This is a genomic window from Kosakonia sp. AG348 (assembly GCF_003337365.1).
Taxonomy (GTDB): Bacteria; Pseudomonadota; Gammaproteobacteria; order Enterobacterales; family Enterobacteriaceae; genus Kosakonia.
In genome coordinates, this window is record NZ_QPJR01000015.1 from 36,190 (window position 1) to 54,671 (window position 18,482).

Consider the following 18,482-nt stretch of genomic DNA (forward strand, 5'->3'; position numbering starts at 1 on the left):
AAAGCGGCGTCGAGTTGAGGAAAGAGATAAATGAGTATGGTTGAAACGACGCCGGGCAAGATTCAGGTTCGCGATTTGAACTTCTATTACGGCAAATTCCATGCACTGAAAAACATCAGCCTGGATATTGCCAAAAATCAGGTGACGGCGTTTATCGGGCCGTCGGGCTGCGGTAAGTCCACGCTGCTGCGTACGTTTAATAAAATGTTTGAGCTCTATCCTGAGCAGCGCGCGGAAGGCGAGATCCTGCTGGATGGCGACAATATTCTGACTAACACGCAGGATATTGCGCTGCTGCGCGCGAAAGTAGGGATGGTGTTTCAAAAGCCAACGCCGTTCCCGATGTCGATTTACGACAATATCGCTTTCGGTGTGCGCCTGTTTGAGAAGCTTTCACGCCCGGATATGGACGAGCGTGTGCAGTGGGCTTTGACTAAGGCCGCATTATGGAACGAAACCAAGGATAAACTGCACCAGAGCGGGTACTCTCTCTCCGGTGGTCAGCAACAGCGTTTGTGCATTGCCCGTGGTATCGCGATCCGCCCGGAAGTGCTGTTGCTTGATGAACCCTGTTCAGCGCTCGACCCGATCTCAACCGGTCGTATCGAAGAGCTGATTACGGAACTGAAACAGGATTACACCGTTGTTATCGTAACGCACAACATGCAGCAGGCGGCGCGCTGTTCCGATCACACGGCATTTATGTACCTCGGTGAGTTGATTGAGTTCAGCAATACAGATGATCTGTTCACGAAGCCGAAGAAGAAGCAAACGGAAGACTACATTACCGGGCGCTATGGTTGATTTGCCGAGCCATAAAGGTCTCAGCAACCCTGTTACAACGTGAAATCTGTCGGGCATTTGGAGTGCACCATGGACAATCTCAACCTTAACAAACACATTTCCGGGCAGTTCAACGCTGAGCTGGAAAGCATTCGCACTCAGGTAATGACCATGGGTGGAATGGTGGAGCAGCAGCTTTCTGATGCGATCACCGCCATGCACAACCAGGACAGCGAGCTGGCTAAGCGCGTTGTTGAGGGTGACAAGCAGGTCAATAGGATGGAAGTTGCCATCGATGAAGCCTGTGTGCGCATTATTGCTAAGCGTCAGCCGACGGCGAGCGATTTACGCCTGGTGATGGCGATCATCAAAACCATCGCTGAGCTGGAACGTATTGGCGACGTGGCGGATAAAATCTGCCGTACCGCGCTGGAAAAGTTCTCCCAGCAACATCAGCCGCTGCTGGTAAGCCTTGAATCGCTGGGCCGCCACACTGTGCAGATGCTGCATGACGTGCTGGACGCTTTCGCCCGTATGGATCTGGACGAAGCGGTGCGTATCTACCGCGAAGATAAAAAAGTGGATCAGGAATATGAAGGCATTGTGCGTCAGTTAATGACCTACATGATGGAAGATTCCCGCACCATTCCGAGCGTGCTGACCGCGCTGTTCTGCGCCCGTTCCATCGAGCGTATCGGCGACCGTTGCCAGAATATCTGTGAATACATCTTCTACTTCGTGAAGGGGCAGGATTTCCGTCACGTTGGCGGCGATGAACTGGATAAGCTGCTTGCGGGAAAAGATCCCAAAGAGTGATGCGAAAACCCCCTCAGCGACGAGGGGGTTTTTTTCAGGCCGATTTTGCCAGCAGCTTTCTTGCCAGCCTATCGATATCCTCATACTGCCAGAGTTTGTCACGCCACGTTTGCGGAATGCCATCTACCCCGTAGAACGCGCCAGCCAGTTGTCCGGCAATGGCGGCGGTAGTATCCGCATCATCGCCGAGGTTGGTGGCCAGCAGGATGGTTTCTTCAAAGTCGTTACCTTTGGCGAAACACCACAGCGCCGCTTCCAGGCTCTGCACGCAGTAACCGGTACCAAAAATCTCCGCCCGGTTTTTTTGCAGATAGCAACCCTCAGCGATGTGGCGCAGGTTTTCCTGCTCCGGCAACTGCGCGATATCGGTCAGCGTTTCCTGCTTACTTTTGCCCTGCAAGGCATTCATAAGCTGTTGTGCGAACAGACGGCAGCTGGCGAGTGCTTCCGGCGCGGCGTGCGTCGTGCGTGAAGAGGCTTGTGCATATTCCAGCACTTGCGCTTGATCCGGAAAGAACCACAGCACCACAGGCGCCAGACGCATCAGTGAGCCGTTGCCGGCCGTTCGCGGGTTGCTGGAACCGGCAAACGGCTCGCCATCATTGGCGAACTTCTGCAGCGCGCTGGCAACGGTCATGCCGATATCAAAACAGTGACCTGTAGAGCTTAAATAGCCCCACTTCCACCAGTTCAGATAACGGTTCATCTGATCCTTTGCGTCAAACCCGTTACAGGTAACCAGGCTTTCCGCAAGGCACAGCGCCATTGAGGTATCGTCAGTCCACTGCCCGGCCTGTAAATGAAACGGGCCGCCGCCTTCCATCCCTTTCACGGGTGGAAAGGAGTCCTTCGCGCTGAACTCCACCGTGGTACCAACTGCATCACCTGCGGCCAGTCCGAGCAGGCAACCCTGGTAACGTGCAAGTAATTCAGGCATCTGTTGTGCTCCTGTCGTTTTCCATCAGGATAAATCGGCCCACAAGCGAAGTTTCCCGCAATGCAGGCAACGGAAGAGATAACCCTGGCAATCACCGCCGTCGAGCAGGTATTCGGGGAGCTTCTCGTAATCAATGCCGAAAGCATCGCAGTCGGCCCGCAGATCGGCAAATTGGTCCAGCTTGTCGGCAATCTCTTTCCAGCCAACGTAACCCTCGAAGGCGCAAAAATCATTACAGTGCGCCAGCCAGAACTCCTGCTGCCAGCCACAATATCCCGGCGTTCTTTCGGTTAATTCAATCACGCTGGCTTCCGGCCAGGGATTTTTAAAGCCGGTAAATTCGCCTTCGTCGTCGAACTCGCTTTCTATACCCTCCAGAGAGGATTCATCCTGAAAGCTGCCGCCAAATTTCTCTGCGGCCGCACCGTCTGCAATACACCATGGGCAGAGATAATCGACATCTTGCTGGGTATAGAACGGATTGGTGTAGTAGACATTGGTCGGCTGCTGACAGCAGGCGCAGGTGACCGTTTTGTCTTCAGAGAACACCCCGGTTTCCAGAGGCTGCGGGTGATATTTAAATACCGGTAGAGGGCGATGTGTCTGGGCCATAAAAACATCCTGTTTAGTGGTTTAGATTAACGCGTAACATGCCACCCGCGAGCGCGCCACAGCTCTGGCAATTGCGCCAGGTCAGTGAACATAGTCACTTTTGGGTGGTCGATGGGTTTGTTATGCGGATCGGCGCAGAAGTAAAATACTTCCATCCCTGCCGCGATACCAGATTGCGCCCCGGCGGTGGAATCATCCACCAGAATACAGTTTGCCGGATCGACATTAAGCGCTTTAGCTGCATGGTACATTATCGCCGGATCGGGCTTCCAGCGTTGGATGTCATAGCCGCTAAACAGTTTTTCAGGAAAGTGATGTAGCATTCCAAGTTTGCCCAAAGAGTGTTGCATTTTGCTGACGGGGCCATTAGACACGACGCACATCGGAATCGCCACCGCGTCCAGCAATGCATTCGCTCCGGCAATCACTTCCAGCTCGCTGTCAAACAGACGCGCTACTTCCGCGCGATACACCGGCTCCAGCGCGCTTTTATCCAGCGGTTTACCGTACTCCTCGCCGATAACATCGATGATTTCATACAGTTTCATGCCCTTAAATCGTTTAAAAACCTCGTTCAGATCGAGCGAAATACCAAACGCTTCAAACATATGCACGTACGCGCGGGAACAAATTACTTCGCTGTCGACCAGGGTGCCGTCACAGTCGAAAAATACCGCTTCAATGTGGGACATGCCGTTTCCTGTTTTATTGCAAGTTTAACGTTTACTTAACGCAGATTACGGGACGCAATCGTTGCCGTATAAGCAAATTCAATGAAAAAAAGTGTGTGATAACCGTCAACATTGTCTCATTTTGGTATAGGATAGCGACGAATTTTCCCTCCTATTCCGGAAATTGATAATGAGCCAACAACACACTACCCAGGCTTCAGGCCAGGGGTTGCTTGACCGCGTGTTTAAACTGCGCGAGCACGGCACTTCGGCACGCACTGAGGTGATCGCCGGTTTCACGACGTTTTTGACGATGGTGTATATCGTTTTTGTTAACCCCCAGATTCTGGGCGTCGCCGGAATGGATACCAGCGCAGTATTTGTGACAACCTGCCTGATTGCTGCTTTTGGCAGCATTCTGATGGGGCTGGTGGCGAATTTGCCGGTCGCACTGGCGCCGGCCATGGGCCTGAATGCTTTCTTTGCGTTCGTGGTCGTTGGCGCGATGGGCCTCTCCTGGCAGATTGGCATGGGGGCAATTTTCTGGGGCGCGGTCGGTTTGCTGCTGCTGACTATTTTCCGCGTTCGTTACTGGATGATTGCCAATATCCCGGTGAGCCTGCGTGTTGGTATTACCAGCGGTATCGGTTTGTTTATTGGCATGATGGGGCTGAAAAACGCCGGTGTTATCGTCGCCAACAAAGAGACGCTGGTGAGCATTGGCAACCTGACGTCTCACAGTGTTCTGCTGGGTGTGCTCGGTTTCTTTATCATCGCGATTCTGGCGTCGCGCAACATTCACGCCGCGGTGCTGATCTCTATCGTTGTGACAACGCTGCTGGGCTGGCTGATGGGTGATGTGCAGTACCACGGCATCGTTTCCGCGCCGCCGAGCGTGGCGTCCGTTGTCGGCAACGTTGATCTGGCTGGTTCGTTTAATATCGGTCTGGCGGGTGTGATTTTCTCGTTTATGCTGGTTAACCTCTTCGACTCTTCCGGTACGCTGATTGGCGTGACGGATAAAGCCGGGCTGGTGGATGAGAGCGGCAAATTCCCGCGCATGAAGCAGGCGCTGTTCGTTGACAGCATCACTTCAGTGACAGGTTCGTTTATCGGCACCTCTTCCGTGACGGCTTATATCGAATCGTCTTCGGGTGTCTCTGTCGGTGGGCGTACCGGCCTGACCGCAGTGGTGGTTGGTCTGCTGTTCTTGCTGGTTATCTTCCTGTCGCCGCTGGCGGGCATGGTTCCGGCTTATGCCGCTGCGGGTGCGCTGATTTACGTTGGTGTGCTGATGACATCCAGCCTGGCGCGCGTGAAATGGGAAGATATGACAGAAGCCGTGCCTGCATTCATCACTGCCGTGATGATGCCGTTTAGCTTCTCAATTACTGAAGGTATTGCGCTCGGCTTTATCTCTTACTGTGTGATGAAGATCGGCACTGGTCGTCTGCGCGATCTGAGCCCGTGTGTTCTGGTGGTTGCGGTGTTGTTCCTGCTGAAAATCATCTTTATTGACGCGCATTAATCTTTCTCCCTCTCCCGCAAGGGAGAGGGATTTACCACTACCGCTTAACGCGCTGAATATAATCACCAAACGCCGTTAGCTGCCCGGTCAAATGGTCGAGCGTACTTTGATCAACCACTTCTCCTGTTTGCTGATCCACCTTGTTCTGGATCACGCCGCCCATAAACTCCGGCTTGTTCATTACCATCGCATCCAGGAATACCAGGATCTGGCGTAAGTGATACTGGCAGCGAGCACCACCAATCGCGCCCATTGAACTGGTCTGGATCAACACCGGTTTTCCAGCCAGCGGTTGCTCAGGCAGACGCGATAACCAGTCGATGGCGTTCTTCAGGCCGCCAGGAACGGAGTAGTTATACTCAGGCGTCACAATGACCACGCCGTCCGCAGCGCGGATTTGTGCCGCGATCGCTTCCACACTTTGCGGGAAACCTTCTTCTTGCTGAATATCAGCGTCATACAGCGGAATATCAGCAATAGAAGGTAGCGGCGTTACTTCCATTCCTGCCGGAGCGAGTTTCGGTAACGTGCGTGCAACCATGGCATTGAATGAGCCTTTGCGCAGGCTTCCGAGAAGTGTCACAACCTTAAGTTCAGCAGACATAATGACTCCTGTGTAGGGATCAATTAAGGATTAGCGCTTTTTCCGCAGGCAGGCTGGTGAATCGCATTAAGCGGGATGCGGGATCGTTAGCGCGCGTTTGCACATCAGAAAGATAACGCCACCCTTTTTGACTGTCGAATTCCCAGATCTTCAGGCTTTCGATTGCCGGGCTCACGGCTACCGACCAAATCAATACATCTTCCGCGTCACACATCACTTCCACCTGCGACAGTTGCGCAGTGCGAAGACGCCCGGAGCCTGGCAATAACTGTAGCTGGCCCGGCTCATCCTGCATCTGGTGCAGCAATTTCATTACGCTCTGGCGAATGGTCAAAAGCTGGGTTTGCGCTTCGTTAGCATCGTTTTGGTTGTTGATCCACAACTGTTCATTATTGGTGAACGTGTGTTTATGGCCGTGCGGGCTATGAAAACTCCGTGTTGCGCGCTGTAACTCCATATCCAGCCCGCATTCGCCTTCGGTGGTGATAGCCACACCGACCATGTTCCCGGCATATGCCAGTGAGAAATGCGGCAGGCTGCTGTCGACAAACCTCGGTCTTCCGCTTGGCTCAACTTCTATTTCCGGCAGTTCACTCGCGCCGTACAGCATAAACAGCATTTCGGCGAGTAACGCGCGGGAAGCGAGAAAGCGTGAGCGGCGGTGTTCAGGAAGCTGGCGCGCCGTATCGTGGCAGGTTAGTGGTAATCGGGTAGAGATGAGATGCCCTTCTGACAGAATCCCTCTAGCAAAGTGCGTCGCCATTTTTCTCTCCGTGATAATGGTCTGAGTTGATCGAATCGATAATCAATATTATCGCCCATACTGCATAGGTTTTAATGCGGAAATTCGTATCTGAAAAGTCCTAACGGGGATATTTACACTTTCTTTCGCTGATCCGAAACACTTTAGGAAAATCCACCGTAGTAACACAAACGGCCGTTAAAACGGCCGCCATGTCATTACTTACCAATACAGAAACTTGAGAAAATGCGCCCCAGCAAATCGTCCGAGGTAAACTCGCCGGTGATTTCACTTAAGTTCTGCTGTGCCAGGCGTAGCTCTTCGGCAAGCAATTCACCTGCCCATGCACCTAACAGCTGTGCTTTGCCCTGTTGCAGATGCTCTGCGGCCGTTTCCAGCGCTTGTAAATGACGACGACGCGCGAGGAAGCCGCCCTCCATGTTGGTGTCAAAACCCATGCTCTGTTTAAGATGCTGGCGTAACACCTCCACACCTTCACTGGTTCGCGCTGAAAGGCGAACCAGTGAGTGATTATTCACTTCACTGATGCCAGGCTGTTCTCCGGTCACGTCCGCTTTATTGCGTACCACGGTAATCGGTAGTTTTGCTGGCAAACGGGCAATAAAATCGGGCCAGATCGCCGCAGGGTCAACGGCATCGGTAGTGGTGCCATCCACCATAAACAACACACGGTCGGCTTGTTCGATCTCCTGCCAGGCGCGTTCGATGCCAATGCGTTCCACTTCGTCGCTGGCTTCGCGCAACCCGGCGGTATCGATAATATGCAGCGGCATACCATCGATATGAATATGTTCGCGCAGTACGTCGCGAGTAGTGCCAGCGATATCGGTAACGATTGCCGCTTCGCGTCCGGCCAGCGCATTCAGCAGGCTCGATTTTCCGGCATTTGGGCGTCCGGCAATAACGACCTTCATCCCTTCGCGCAGCAGGCTGCCCTGGCGCGCTTCGGCGCGTACGGCGTCCAGATCGGCAATAACGTTATTCAGTTGCGCTTCGATTTTGCCGTCGGAGAGGAAATCGATCTCCTCATCCGGAAAGTCAATTGCCGCTTCGACGTAGATGCGCAGGTGAGTAAGTGCTTCCACCAGGTGATTCACGCGGGCGGAAAATGCGCCCTGCAATGAGTTAACCGCCGAACGTGCCGCCTGCTCAGAACTGGCATCAATCAGGTCGGCAATTGCCTCAGCCTGCGCCAGGTCGAGCTTGTCGTTAAGGAATGCGCGCTCAGAGAACTCGCCAGGATTGGCGATACGCAGCCCTGGCAGCGTCAGGATGCGTTTTAACAGCAGATCGAGGATCACCGGGCCGCCGTGGCCTTGCAGCTCCAGCACGTCTTCACCGGTGAAAGAATTCGGGCCGGGGAACCACAGCGCAATGCCCTGGTCCAGTGCGGTGCCGTCGACATCCATAAACGGCAGATAGTCGGCATAACGCGGTTTCGGTAGCTTGCCCAGCACCGCCTGCGCTACATCGCGTGCTTTGCTGCCTGAAATACGCAGGATGCCCACGCCACCGCGTCCCGGTGGGGTTGCCTGGGCGACAATCGTGTCGTTGTGGTTCATGGTTTATTTTCCGAAATCTCAAAATAAGAAAGGCGGTCAGTTGACCGCCTTCCGTAGAGCTATGACTTACTGTCAGGAGCTTTTCTTCTCGCGGCTATGCAAACCACGTTTCTCCAGACCACGGTAAATCAGCTGCTGCTGAATAATGGTCACCAGGTTGCTGACGATATAGTACAGCACCAGACCTGACGGGAACCACAGGAAGAACACCGTGAAGATGACCGGCATAAAGGTCATGATCTTCTGCTGCATCGGGTCGGTCACGGTGGTCGGCGACATCTTCTGAATGAAGAACATCGTTACGCCCATCAGGATCGGCAGGATGTAGTACGGGTCTTGCGCGGACAAGTCGTGGATCCACAGGGCGAACGGCGCGTGGCGCAGCTCAACGGAACCCATCAGCATATAGTACAGCGCGAGGAAGATTGGCATCTGAATCAGCAGCGGGAAACAGCCACCCAGTGGGTTCACTTTCTCCGCTTTGTACATCGCCATCATTTCCTGGCTCATACGCTGTTTGTCATCGCCTAAACGCTCACGCATCGCCTGAATTTTCGGCTGCAGCATGCGCATTTTCGCCATGGAGGTGTACTGCGCTTTCGTCAGCGGGTACATGATGCCACGTACGATAAAGGTGATGGCGATGATGGCGAAGCCCCAGTTGCCGAGGAAGCTATGGATCCATTTCAGCAGTTTGAACAGCGGCTGAGAGATGAACCATAACCAGCCGTAATCCACGGTCAGATCCAGGTGCGGTGCCGCAGCAGCCATTTTGTCCTGAATCTCCGGGCCAACCCACAGGGTGCTGTTTAGCGCGGTAGTCTGGCCAGGCTGAACAATAACCGGCTGGGATTTGTAGCCGATAGCGGCCACGCCATTACCCAGATTGCTGGTGTAGAAGTTATTGGCACTGTTGCTGCTCGGGATCCACGCCGTAGCGAAATACTGTTGCAGCATCGCAACCCAGCCGCCATTGGAGCTGACGTTCAGGTTTTCGTTATCGGCGATGGTGTCGAATTTGTATTTCTCATACTTCGCGTCTGGCGTCGAGTAAGCCGCACCGCGGAAAGTATGCAACGCAAAGTTGCTGCTGCCGGTATCACGGTGAGTCGGTAAATTGATGGATTGCTTCAACTGACCGAAGGCTGCCACTTCCAGCGGTTTTTCGCTGGCGTTCTGCACGTTATAGCCAACGTTCACCGTGTATTCACCGCGTTTCAGGGTGAAGACTTTGGTGAAGGTGTTGCCAGCCGCATCGGTATAGGTCAGCGGGATAGCCAGCTCGTTCTGGCCATCAGCCAGCACAAACGCATCTTTTTCCACGTTATACAGCGGACGTGGGCCGTTCGCCGGGTTATCCGGGCCATCACGACCTGTCAGGCCACTCTGCGCCTGATAGATAAACTGCGGGGTGGTTTCCAACAGCTGGAACGGCTCGCTGGAACCCAGCTCTTTCGGGTAAGCCGGAAGCAGTGCCTGCTCAACATCACCACCACGGGTGTTGATGGTCAGCTCGAGCACATCGGTTTTAACCGTAATCAGTTTCCCCTGGCCACTGGCCGGAACGCCCTGGTCGGCTGCGTTACCCGCTGCGGTGGTCGTAGTCTGCGTGGTCTGCTGCTGCGCCGGAGGAGGATTTTTATCCTTCTCCCACGTTTGCCAGATCATGAAAGACACGAACAACAAAGCGATGATAAAAAGATTGCGTTGCGAATCCATCGTTAGTGTTCTCTGGTTTTAGAAGGTCCTGGCGGGACGGGATCGTCTCCACCCGGGTGTAAAGGGTGGCATTTTAATACGCGTTTCACTGTCAACCAACTGCCTTTTATCACTCCAAACCTGCGCAATGCCTCAATTCCATAGTGAGAGCAGGTTGGGGTGAAACGGCAGTGCGGCCCGAGTAGCGGACTAATCAGGCGTTGATAGACCCGAATGAGGGCTATCAGGACCCTTGAGCCAGGCGACAATGGCGGCGCCATAATTTTTCCAACGCTTCCGAGAGAGCACGGTTATCGAGGTCGGCAACCCCTTTCTTCGCCACCACCACAAAATCCATTGCCGGCAGTTCATGCTGGCGTAAACGGAAACTTTCACGCGTCAGACGTTTAATCCGATTGCGTTCATGGGCGCGTTTGACGTTTTTTTTGGCGACGGTAAGACCGATACGGGGATGCCCCAGCGAATTCAGGCGGCCGAGGATGGTGATTTGCGGCGTGCCAGCCCGTTGTGGCTGCTGGAAGACGAAAGTGAAATGAGTGGGAGTTAACAAACGTAACTCCCTGGGAAAAGCGAGCTTAACCACTCAGGGGTTAGCTTTATTACTTGGAAACGGTCAGACGTGCGCGGCCTTTAGCGCGACGACGAGCCAGAACCTGGCGACCATTTTTAGTAGCCATACGAGCACGGAAGCCGTGAGAACGGTTGCGCTTCAGTACAGACGGTTGAAAAGTGCGTTTCATGGCGGTTTCTACCTAAACTTGAATAAATTCACTGACTTTTGCGTATGCCTGAACGGATATCGAACGACTGGCGCGCAAGCCATGGGTAATTAAAGAGGCCGGATTGTAATAATTGTACACTCCGGAGTCAATTCTCTTTCCTTATTGCGCTCCTATTTTTGCACAGATCCGCACAAAAAATAAGCAGCATTCGACGCCCAACAAGAGCAATACGCGCCGGGGGCAGAATTATACGGAGCCAACAGCAAAGCGCAAGGATCCTCCAGGATCTTCATTAGATCGTTTAAGCAATAAATCGGCGTTACTCATTAAATTTTCCAATATGCGGCGTAAATCGTCTCGCACGTCTGGTTGGATCGTTTACACTTACCCGATTCCGAATCGCCCTGTGGATAAATAGTGAAGAATCTGTGAGAAACACAAGATCTCTGCCGCGGTTTACGCTATGATCCGCGGTCCCGATCGCGATCCAGGATCGTGAGCAGGGCAAAAAACCGTAAATAGCGGTTCGCACGTCACCCGGTTGGGTCTTATCGACGTGTGTCAAAAAACATTAATGTTTCTGTCTTTACTATTTATCGATTTTCGTTCGAGTGGAGTCCGCCGTGTCACTTTCGCTTTGGCAGCAGTGTCTTGCCCGATTGCAGGATGAGTTACCAGCCACAGAATTTAGTATGTGGATACGCCCATTGCAGGCGGAACTGAGCGATAACACGCTGGCTTTGTATGCGCCAAACCGTTTTGTCCTCGACTGGGTTAGGGACAAATACCTTAATAATATCAACGGGCTGCTGAATGACTTCTGCGGCACGGATGTTCCGCAGCTGCGTTTTGAAGTGGGCACCCGCCCGGTTAGCCAGACCCTGAAAGAACCTGCTGTTGTCGCTGCGCCCGCGCAGGCGGCGCAAGTAGTTGTGCAACGTGCGGCACCGGCAGCTCGCCCTGGCTGGGATAATGTCCCGGCACCTGCGGAACCGACCTACCGCTCAAACGTTAACGTAAAACATACCTTTGATAACTTCGTTGAAGGTAAGTCTAACCAGCTTGCTCGTGCGGCGGCTCGTCAGGTAGCGGACAACCCCGGCGGTGCGTATAACCCATTGTTTTTATATGGTGGAACCGGTCTCGGTAAAACGCACTTGTTGCATGCGGTGGGTAACGGCATTGTGGCGCGAAAGCCCAACGCTAAAGTGGTGTATATGCACTCCGAGCGTTTTGTCCAGGACATGGTAAAAGCCCTGCAAAACAATGCGATCGAAGAGTTTAAACGCTACTACCGCTCCGTTGACGCCCTGCTGATCGACGATATTCAATTCTTTGCCAATAAAGAACGATCCCAGGAAGAGTTTTTCCACACCTTTAACGCCTTACTTGAAGGCAATCAGCAGATCATTTTGACGTCGGATCGTTATCCAAAAGAGATCAACGGCGTTGAGGATCGTCTGAAATCCCGCTTCGGCTGGGGGTTAACGGTGGCGATCGAGCCGCCGGAGCTGGAAACTCGCGTCGCGATCCTGATGAAAAAGGCCGACGAAAACGATATTCGTCTGCCGGGTGAAGTGGCCTTCTTTATTGCTAAGCGCCTGCGCTCTAACGTGCGTGAGCTGGAAGGGGCGCTGAACCGCGTTATCGCCAACGCCAACTTTACTGGCCGCGCGATTACTATCGATTTTGTCCGTGAGGCGCTGCGCGATTTGCTGGCGTTGCAGGAAAAACTGGTCACCATCGACAATATTCAGAAGACGGTGGCGGAGTATTACAAGATCAAGGTAGCGGATCTGCTGTCGAAGCGTCGATCCCGTTCGGTAGCCCGCCCGCGTCAGATGGCGATGGCGCTGGCAAAGGAGCTGACCAACCACAGTCTGCCGGAAATCGGCGATGCATTTGGTGGTCGCGACCATACTACCGTGCTGCACGCCTGTCGTAAGATTGAGCAGTTGCGTGAAGAAAGCCATGATATCAAAGAAGATTTTTCCAATTTAATCAGAACATTATCTTCGTGACGCTATGAAATTTACCGTTGAACGTGAACACTTATTAAAGCCGCTGCAACAGGTTAGCGGCCCGCTGGGCGGACGTCCGACGTTGCCTATTCTCGGTAATCTGCTGCTTCAGGTTACTGAAGGCGCGTTGTCGCTGACCGGCACCGATCTCGAAATGGAGATGGTGGCGCGTCTTGCATTAGTCCAGCCGCATGAAAAGGGAGCGACCACCGTACCGGCGCGTAAATTCTTCGACATCTGTCGCGGTCTGCCGGAAGGCGCTGAAATCGCTGTGCAGCTGGAAGGCGAGCGTATGTTGATCCGTTCCGGGCGCAGCCGTTTCTCTCTTTCCACTCTGCCTGCTGCTGATTTCCCGAATCTGGACGACTGGCAAAGCGAAGTGGAGTTCACGCTTCCGCAGGCCACCATGAAACGCCTGATCGAAGCGACGCAGTTTTCGATGGCGCATCAGGATGTGCGTTACTACTTAAACGGCATGCTGTTTGAAACCGAAGGCGAAGAGCTGCGCACGGTTGCGACTGATGGTCACCGTCTGGCAGTCTGCTCGATGCCGATTGGTCAGGCGCTGCCGAATCATTCGGTGATCGTGCCGCGTAAAGGGGTGATTGAGCTGATGCGTATGCTCGACGGCGGTGATACGCCGCTGCGCGTGCAGATTGGCAGCAATAACATCCGTGCGCACGTTGGCGATTTCATTTTTACCTCGAAGCTGGTTGATGGCCGTTTCCCGGATTATCGTCGCGTATTGCCGAAAAACCCGGACAAGACCCTCGAAGCGGGTTGCGATTCGCTGAAACAGGCATTTGCCCGCGCGGCGATCCTCTCTAACGAGAAATTCCGTGGCGTGCGTCTGTATGTCAGTGAGAATCAGATCAAAATCACCGCCAATAACCCGGAGCAGGAAGAAGCGGAAGAGTTTCTCGACGTCACCTACGGCGGGAGCGAAATGGAAATCGGCTTTAACGTCAGCTACGTGCTGGACGTACTGAATGCGCTGAAATGCGAAAATGTGCGCATTCTGCTGACCGATTCGGTTTCGAGTGTGCAGATTGAGGATGCGGCGAGTCAAAGCGCAGCCTATGTTGTCATGCCCATGCGTTTGTAGTGATTAAAAGGGGCTGGTTTACTTGCCATTTCGCCTTCCGGCAGTGCTCGAAATGCTCACGTACTTCGTGTACGCTCCGCTTTCTGTGCGCTGACGGTAGACGAACTGGCTGCGACACTCACGCCCCTGGACTGATGCTCTGAACTATGTCACTGACCCGCCTTCTTATTAAAGACTTCCGTAACATCGAGAATGCGGATCTCGCGCTCTCCCCTGGCTTTAATTTCCTGGTCGGTGCGAACGGCAGCGGCAAAACCAGCGTGCTGGAAGCGATCTATACGCTCGGTCATGGGCGGGCGTTTCGCAGTTTGCAAATCGGCCGTGTGATCCGTCATGAGCAGGAATCTTTTGTTCTGCATGGGCGTTTACAGGGCGAAGAGCGGGAAACGGCGATTGGTCTGACCAAAGACAAGCTCGGCGACAGCAAAGTGCGCATTGACGGCACCGACGGGCATAAAGTCGCGGAGCTGGCGCTGCTGATGCCGATGCAGCTGATCACGCCGGAGGGGTTTACTTTACTCAACGGCGGCCCCAAATACCGAAGAGCGTTCCTCGACTGGGGATGCTTTCACAACGAAACCGGTTTTTTCACCGCCTGGAGCAATCTCAAACGTCTGCTGAAACAGCGTAACGCCGCGTTGCGCCAGGTGAGCCACTACGCGCAGCTTCGTCCGTGGGACAAAGAACTTATCCCGCTGGCCGAGCAAATCAGCCGCTGGCGTGCGGAGTACAGCACCGCTATCGCTGAAGATATGGCGGATACCTGCCAACAATTTTTGCCGGAGTTTTCCCTGACGTTCTCTTTTCAGCGTGGCTGGGAGAAAGAGACGGACTACGGCGACGTGCTGGAGCGCAATTTTGAGCGCGACCGCATGCTGACCTACACCGCGCACGGCCCGCACAAGGCTGATTTCCGCATTCGTGCGGACGGCGCGCCGGTAGAAGACACGCTGTCGCGCGGGCAGCTAAAACTCCTGATGTGCGCGCTGCGTCTGGCGCAGGGCGAGTTTTTAACGCGCGAAAGCGGACGACGCTGTTTATACCTGATAGATGATTTTGCCTCAGAACTTGATGACGCGAAGCGCGGGCTGTTAGCTAGCCGCTTAAAAGCTACGCAGTCGCAGGTTTTCGTCAGCGCTATCAGCGCTGATCACGTGATGGACATGTCGGACAAAAATTCGAAGATGTTCACCGTGGAAAAGGGTAAAATAACGGATTAACCCAAGATTAAATGAGCGAGAAACGTTGATGTCGAATTCTTATGACTCCTCCAGTATCAAAGTCCTGAAAGGGCTGGATGCGGTGCGTAAGCGCCCGGGTATGTATATCGGCGATACGGATGACGGCACCGGTCTGCACCACATGGTATTCGAGGTGGTAGATAACGCTATCGACGAAGCGCTCGCAGGGTACTGTAAAGACATTATCGTCACGATCCATAGCGATAACTCTGTCTCCGTACAGGATGATGGCCGTGGTATTCCGACCGGTATTCACCCGGAAGAGGGGGTTTCCGCGGCGGAAGTGATCATGACCGTTCTGCACGCAGGCGGTAAGTTTGACGATAACTCCTATAAAGTTTCCGGCGGCCTGCACGGCGTGGGTGTTTCCGTGGTTAACGCCCTGTCGCAGAAACTGGAGCTGGTTATCCAGCGCGATAACAAAGTTCACCGCCAGATTTATGAGCACGGCGTTCCGCAGGCACCGCTGGCGGTTACCGGTGACACCGAAAAAACCGGGACGATGGTGCGTTTCTGGCCGAGCTATGAAACTTTCACCAACGTTACCGAATTCGAATATGAGATTCTGGCGAAGCGCCTGCGTGAGCTGTCATTCCTGAACTCTGGTGTGTCTATCCGCCTGCGTGACAAACGTGACGGCAAAGAAGATCACTTCCACTACGAAGGCGGCATCAAGGCGTTTGTTGAATACCTCAACAAGAACAAAACGCCGATCCACCCGAATATCTTCTATTTCTCCACCGAAAAAGACGGTATCGGCGTCGAAGTTGCGCTGCAGTGGAACGATGGTTTCCAGGAAAACATCTACTGCTTTACTAACAACATTCCGCAACGCGATGGCGGTACTCACCTTGCAGGTTTCCGTGCGGCGATGACCCGTACGCTGAACGCCTACATGGATAAAGAGGGCTACAGCAAGAAAGCCAAAGTCAGCGCTACCGGCGATGATGCCCGTGAAGGCCTGATTGCGGTCGTCTCTGTAAAAGTGCCGGACCCGAAATTCTCCTCGCAGACCAAAGATAAACTGGTCTCTTCTGAGGTGAAATCGGCGGTAGAACAGCAGATGAACGAACTACTCAGTGAATATCTGCTGGAAAACCCGTCCGACGCGAAAATCGTGGTCGGTAAAATTATCGATGCGGCGCGTGCGCGTGAAGCGGCGCGTAAAGCGCGTGAAATGACCCGCCGTAAAGGCGCGCTGGATCTTGCCGGTCTGCCTGGCAAACTGGCGGATTGCCAGGAGCGTGACCCGGCGCTGTCCGAACTCTACCTGGTGGAAGGGGACTCCGCGGGCGGTTCTGCGAAGCAGGGCCGTAACCGTAAAAACCAGGCGATTCTGCCGCTGAAAGGCAAAATCCTGAACGTTGAGAAAGCGCGTTTCGACAAGATGCTCTCTTCGCAGGAAGTGGCGACGCTTATCACGGCGCTGGGCTGCGGCATCGGCCGCGATGAGTACAATCCGGATAAATTGCGTTACCACAGCATCATTATCATGACCGATGCGGACGTCGATGGCTCGCACATCCGTACCCTGCTGCTGACCTTCTTCTACCGTCAGATGCCGGAAATCGTTGAGCGCGGCCATGTCTACATTGCGCAGCCGCCGCTGTACAAAGTGAAAAAAGGTAAGCAGGAGCAGTACATCAAAGATGATGAAGCGATGGATCAGTACCAGATCGCAATCGCCCTTGATGGCGCCACCCTGCACACCAACGCCAGCGCACCTGCGTTAGCCGGTGAGCCGCTGGAAAAACTGGTCGCTGAATACAACGCGGTGCAGAAAATGATTGGTCGCATGGAGCGCCGTTTCCCGCGCGCGCTGCTGAAAGAGCTAGTGTATCAGCCGACGCTGGCCGAAGCCGACCTTTCCGACGAACAGAAAGTGACTCGCTGGGTTAATGCCCTGGTCACTGAGCTGAACGAAAAAGAGCAGCACGGTAGCCAGTGGAAGTACGATGTGCGTGTTAATAGCGAGCTGAACCACTTCGAGCCGATTATTCGCGTGCGTACTCACGGCGTCGACACGGATTATCCGCTGGATAATGAGTTTATTATCGGTGGCGAATACCGTCGTCTCTGCGCGTTGGGCGAAAAGCTGCGTGGCCTGATTGAAGAAGACGCCTTTATCGAACGTGGCGAGCGCCGTCAGCCGGTTGCCAGCTTCGAGCAGGCGCTGGACTGGCTGGTGAAAGAGTCCCGCCGTGGTCTCGCTATCCAGCGTTATAAAGGTCTGGGTGAAATGAACCCGGATCAGCTGTGGGAAACCACTATGGATCCGGACAGCCGCCGTATGCTGCGCGTGACCGTCAAAGATGCGATTGCCGCAGACCAGCTGTTCACCACGTTGATGGGCGATGCGGTTGAACCGCGCCGCGCCTTTATCGAAGAAAACGCCCTGAAAGCGGCGAATATCGATATCTGATCCGCTGTTTCCCCTCTCCATCCGGAGAGGGGAAAATCTAAAAGAGGCACTTCCCGCCCCGTTTCTATCCCCCTTTTCCCGCCATCTCCGTGCTGTTTTTTGAGCGGAATCGCGTTAGCATGAGCCTGGAAATATCTCATCTGGGGATCTCATGGCTATCAAACTTATTGCAATCGATATGGACGGCACGCTGCTGCTGCCGGACCACACCATCTCTCCCGCGGTTAAAAACGCGATCGCCGCTGCGCGCGAACGCGGTATTAACGTGGTGCTGACCACTGGCCGGCCATATGCGGGCGTACACAGCTACATGAAAGAGCTGCATATGGAACGGGAAGGCGATTATTGCATTACCTATAACGGCGCACTGGTACAGAATGCCAGTGATGGCAGCACCGTCGCGCAAACTGCGCTGAGCTATGATGATTATCTCTATCTGGAAAAACTCTCCCGTGAAGTGGGTTCTCACTTTCATGCGCTGGATCGCAATACGCTCTACACCGCTAACCGTGACATCAGCTACTACACCGTGCATGAATCTTACGTCGCCACCATTCCGCTGGTGTTCTGCGAAGCCGAGAAAATGGATCCGGCAATCCAGTTGCTGAAAGTGATGATGATTGATGAGCCAACCATTCTTGATCAGGCCATTGCCCGTATTCCGCAGGAAGTGAAAGAGAAATATACCGTGCTGAAGAGCGCACCGTATTTCCTTGAAATCCTTGATAAACGCGTCAACAAAGGCACCGGCGTCAAATCGCTGGCCGATGCGCTGAATATCAAACAAGAGGAGATCATGGCGATTGGCGATCAGGAAAATGACATCGCGATGATTGAATATGCCGGCATGGGCGTGGCGATGGATAACGCCATCCCGGCGGTGAAAGAGGCGGCGAATTTCGTCACCAAATCGAACCTGGAAGACGGCGTTGCCTACGCGATCGAGAAATTTGCGCTGAACTAAGCCGTAACATGC

General features: G+C 53.8%; 18 protein-coding genes. 8 read left to right on the forward strand and 10 right to left on the reverse strand.

The window, feature by feature from the left end:
* Positions 1 to 30: 30 nt before the first annotated feature.
* Together pstB and phoU are read left to right on the forward strand one after the other, a co-directional pair.
* Positions 31 to 804, forward strand: a complete 774-nt coding sequence (gene pstB, locus DFO56_RS23665) for a phosphate ABC transporter ATP-binding protein PstB (protein ID WP_017458060.1) — start codon at positions 31 to 33, stop codon at positions 802 to 804.
* A gap of 69 nt (positions 805 to 873) precedes the next feature.
* Positions 874 to 1,599: a phosphate signaling complex protein PhoU gene (gene phoU, locus DFO56_RS23670; RefSeq protein WP_045507316.1), complete on the forward strand. Its 726-nt coding sequence runs from the start codon at positions 874 to 876 to the stop codon at positions 1,597 to 1,599.
* 34 nt (positions 1,600 to 1,633) lie between these two features.
* Here phoU and DFO56_RS23675 read toward each other — a convergent pair whose 3' ends face one another.
* Genes DFO56_RS23675 through yieH form a run of 3 tightly spaced genes read right to left on the reverse strand, consistent with a single transcriptional unit; the run spans position 1,634 to position 3,840 of the window.
* Positions 1,634 to 2,536: an ADP-ribosylglycohydrolase family protein gene (locus DFO56_RS23675; RefSeq protein WP_045507319.1), complete on the reverse strand. Its 903-nt coding sequence runs from the start codon at positions 2,534 to 2,536 to the stop codon at positions 1,634 to 1,636.
* Between the two features lie 24 nt (positions 2,537 to 2,560).
* Positions 2,561 to 3,148, reverse strand: a complete 588-nt coding sequence (gene cbrC, locus DFO56_RS23680) for a PF03691 family colicin E2 tolerance protein CbrC (protein WP_020455854.1) — start codon at positions 3,146 to 3,148, stop codon at positions 2,561 to 2,563.
* A gap of 26 nt (positions 3,149 to 3,174) precedes the next feature.
* Entirely contained in the window at positions 3,175 to 3,840 is a 666-nt protein-coding gene (yieH, locus tag DFO56_RS23685; RefSeq protein ID WP_045507322.1) for a 6-phosphogluconate phosphatase, read from the reverse strand.
* A 169-nt stretch (positions 3,841 to 4,009) separates the two neighbouring features.
* Between yieH and DFO56_RS23690 the strand changes: the two genes are divergently transcribed.
* Entirely contained in the window at positions 4,010 to 5,347 is a 1,338-nt protein-coding gene (locus DFO56_RS23690) for an NCS2 family permease (RefSeq protein ID WP_045507324.1), read from the forward strand.
* A gap of 37 nt (positions 5,348 to 5,384) precedes the next feature.
* On the opposite strand, the gene DFO56_RS23695 is transcribed toward DFO56_RS23690, so the two are convergent.
* The 7 genes from DFO56_RS23695 to rpmH all read right to left on the reverse strand — a co-directional run bounded on the left by DFO56_RS23695 (position 5,385) and on the right by rpmH (position 10,735).
* Entirely contained in the window at positions 5,385 to 5,951 is a 567-nt protein-coding gene (locus tag DFO56_RS23695) for an NADPH-dependent FMN reductase (RefSeq protein WP_020455851.1), read from the reverse strand.
* Between the two features lie 19 nt (positions 5,952 to 5,970).
* The gene (locus DFO56_RS23700) at positions 5,971 to 6,714 is read right to left on the reverse strand and encodes a 4'-phosphopantetheinyl transferase superfamily protein (RefSeq protein WP_020455850.1); all 744 of its coding nucleotides are present in this window, start codon (positions 6,712 to 6,714) and stop codon (positions 5,971 to 5,973) included.
* 197 nt (positions 6,715 to 6,911) lie between these two features.
* Positions 6,912 to 8,276 carry a tRNA uridine-5-carboxymethylaminomethyl(34) synthesis GTPase MnmE gene (mnmE, locus tag DFO56_RS23705; protein WP_045507326.1) on the reverse strand — a complete coding sequence of 455 codons (1,365 nt, stop codon included), beginning with the start codon at positions 8,274 to 8,276 and terminating at the stop codon, positions 6,912 to 6,914.
* Positions 8,277 to 8,348: 72 nt separating this feature from the next.
* Positions 8,349 to 9,995: a membrane protein insertase YidC gene (gene yidC / locus DFO56_RS23710; RefSeq protein WP_020455848.1), complete on the reverse strand. Its 1,647-nt coding sequence runs from the start codon at positions 9,993 to 9,995 to the stop codon at positions 8,349 to 8,351.
* A gap of 2 nt (positions 9,996 to 9,997) precedes the next feature.
* A complete protein-coding gene (gene yidD / locus DFO56_RS23715) occupies positions 9,998 to 10,255 on the reverse strand; it encodes a membrane protein insertion efficiency factor YidD (protein WP_017458070.1) in 258 nt (85 codons plus the stop codon).
* Positions 10,219 to 10,578, reverse strand: coding sequence for a ribonuclease P protein component (gene rnpA / locus DFO56_RS23720; protein ID WP_017458071.1), 360 nt, complete (start codon positions 10,576 to 10,578; stop codon positions 10,219 to 10,221). The genes yidD and rnpA overlap by 37 nt, the downstream gene beginning before the upstream one ends.
* A gap of 16 nt (positions 10,579 to 10,594) precedes the next feature.
* Complete coding sequence (gene rpmH, locus DFO56_RS23725) at positions 10,595 to 10,735, reverse strand: 50S ribosomal protein L34 (protein WP_000831330.1); 141 nt, start codon at positions 10,733 to 10,735, stop codon at positions 10,595 to 10,597.
* A 605-nt stretch (positions 10,736 to 11,340) separates the two neighbouring features.
* Here rpmH and dnaA point away from each other — a divergent pair.
* The 5 genes from dnaA to yidA all read left to right on the forward strand — a co-directional run bounded on the left by dnaA (position 11,341) and on the right by yidA (position 18,470).
* Positions 11,341 to 12,738: a chromosomal replication initiator protein DnaA gene (gene dnaA / locus DFO56_RS23730; RefSeq protein ID WP_017458072.1), complete on the forward strand. Its 1,398-nt coding sequence runs from the start codon at positions 11,341 to 11,343 to the stop codon at positions 12,736 to 12,738.
* 4 nt (positions 12,739 to 12,742) lie between these two features.
* A complete protein-coding gene (dnaN, locus tag DFO56_RS23735; protein ID WP_045507329.1) occupies positions 12,743 to 13,843 on the forward strand; it encodes a DNA polymerase III subunit beta in 1,101 nt (366 codons plus the stop codon).
* 146 nt (positions 13,844 to 13,989) lie between these two features.
* On the forward strand, positions 13,990 to 15,063 hold the full coding sequence (gene recF, locus DFO56_RS23740; RefSeq protein WP_017458074.1) for a DNA replication/repair protein RecF: 1,074 nt from the start codon (positions 13,990 to 13,992) through the stop codon (positions 15,061 to 15,063).
* Between the two features lie 28 nt (positions 15,064 to 15,091).
* The gene (gene gyrB / locus DFO56_RS23745) at positions 15,092 to 17,506 is read left to right on the forward strand and encodes a DNA topoisomerase (ATP-hydrolyzing) subunit B (RefSeq protein ID WP_020455844.1); all 2,415 of its coding nucleotides are present in this window, start codon (positions 15,092 to 15,094) and stop codon (positions 17,504 to 17,506) included.
* 151 nt (positions 17,507 to 17,657) lie between these two features.
* Positions 17,658 to 18,470 (forward strand): sugar-phosphatase, encoded by an 813-nt coding sequence (yidA, locus tag DFO56_RS23750; protein WP_045507332.1) that lies wholly within the window; start codon positions 17,658 to 17,660, stop codon positions 18,468 to 18,470.
* The last annotated feature ends 12 nt before the right edge of the window (positions 18,471 to 18,482 follow it).

Coding starts and splice junctions, on each gene's coding strand:
- pstB (WP_017458060.1), top strand. CDS start 31: ATGAGTATGGTTGAAACGACGCCGGGCAAGATTCAGGTTCGCGATTTG.
- phoU (WP_045507316.1), top strand. CDS start 874: ATGGACAATCTCAACCTTAACAAACACATTTCCGGGCAGTTCAACGCT.
- DFO56_RS23675 (WP_045507319.1), bottom strand. CDS start 2,536: ATGCCTGAATTACTTGCACGTTACCAGGGTTGCCTGCTCGGACTGGCC.
- cbrC (WP_020455854.1), bottom strand. CDS start 3,148: ATGGCCCAGACACATCGCCCTCTACCGGTATTTAAATATCACCCGCAG.
- yieH (WP_045507322.1), bottom strand. CDS start 3,840: ATGTCCCACATTGAAGCGGTATTTTTCGACTGTGACGGCACCCTGGTC.
- DFO56_RS23690 (WP_045507324.1), top strand. CDS start 4,010: ATGAGCCAACAACACACTACCCAGGCTTCAGGCCAGGGGTTGCTTGAC.
- DFO56_RS23695 (WP_020455851.1), bottom strand. CDS start 5,951: ATGTCTGCTGAACTTAAGGTTGTGACACTTCTCGGAAGCCTGCGCAAA.
- DFO56_RS23700 (WP_020455850.1), bottom strand. CDS start 6,714: ATGGCGACGCACTTTGCTAGAGGGATTCTGTCAGAAGGGCATCTCATC.
- mnmE (WP_045507326.1), bottom strand. CDS start 8,276: ATGAACCACAACGACACGATTGTCGCCCAGGCAACCCCACCGGGACGC.
- yidC (WP_020455848.1), bottom strand. CDS start 9,995: ATGGATTCGCAACGCAATCTTTTTATCATCGCTTTGTTGTTCGTGTCT.
- yidD (WP_017458070.1), bottom strand. CDS start 10,255: ATGGCGCCGCCATTGTCGCCTGGCTCAAGGGTCCTGATAGCCCTCATT.
- rpmH (WP_000831330.1), bottom strand. CDS start 10,735: ATGAAACGCACTTTTCAACCGTCTGTACTGAAGCGCAACCGTTCTCAC.
- dnaN (WP_045507329.1), top strand. CDS start 12,743: ATGAAATTTACCGTTGAACGTGAACACTTATTAAAGCCGCTGCAACAG.
- recF (WP_017458074.1), top strand. CDS start 13,990: ATGTCACTGACCCGCCTTCTTATTAAAGACTTCCGTAACATCGAGAAT.
- gyrB (WP_020455844.1), top strand. CDS start 15,092: ATGTCGAATTCTTATGACTCCTCCAGTATCAAAGTCCTGAAAGGGCTG.
- yidA (WP_045507332.1), top strand. CDS start 17,658: ATGGCTATCAAACTTATTGCAATCGATATGGACGGCACGCTGCTGCTG.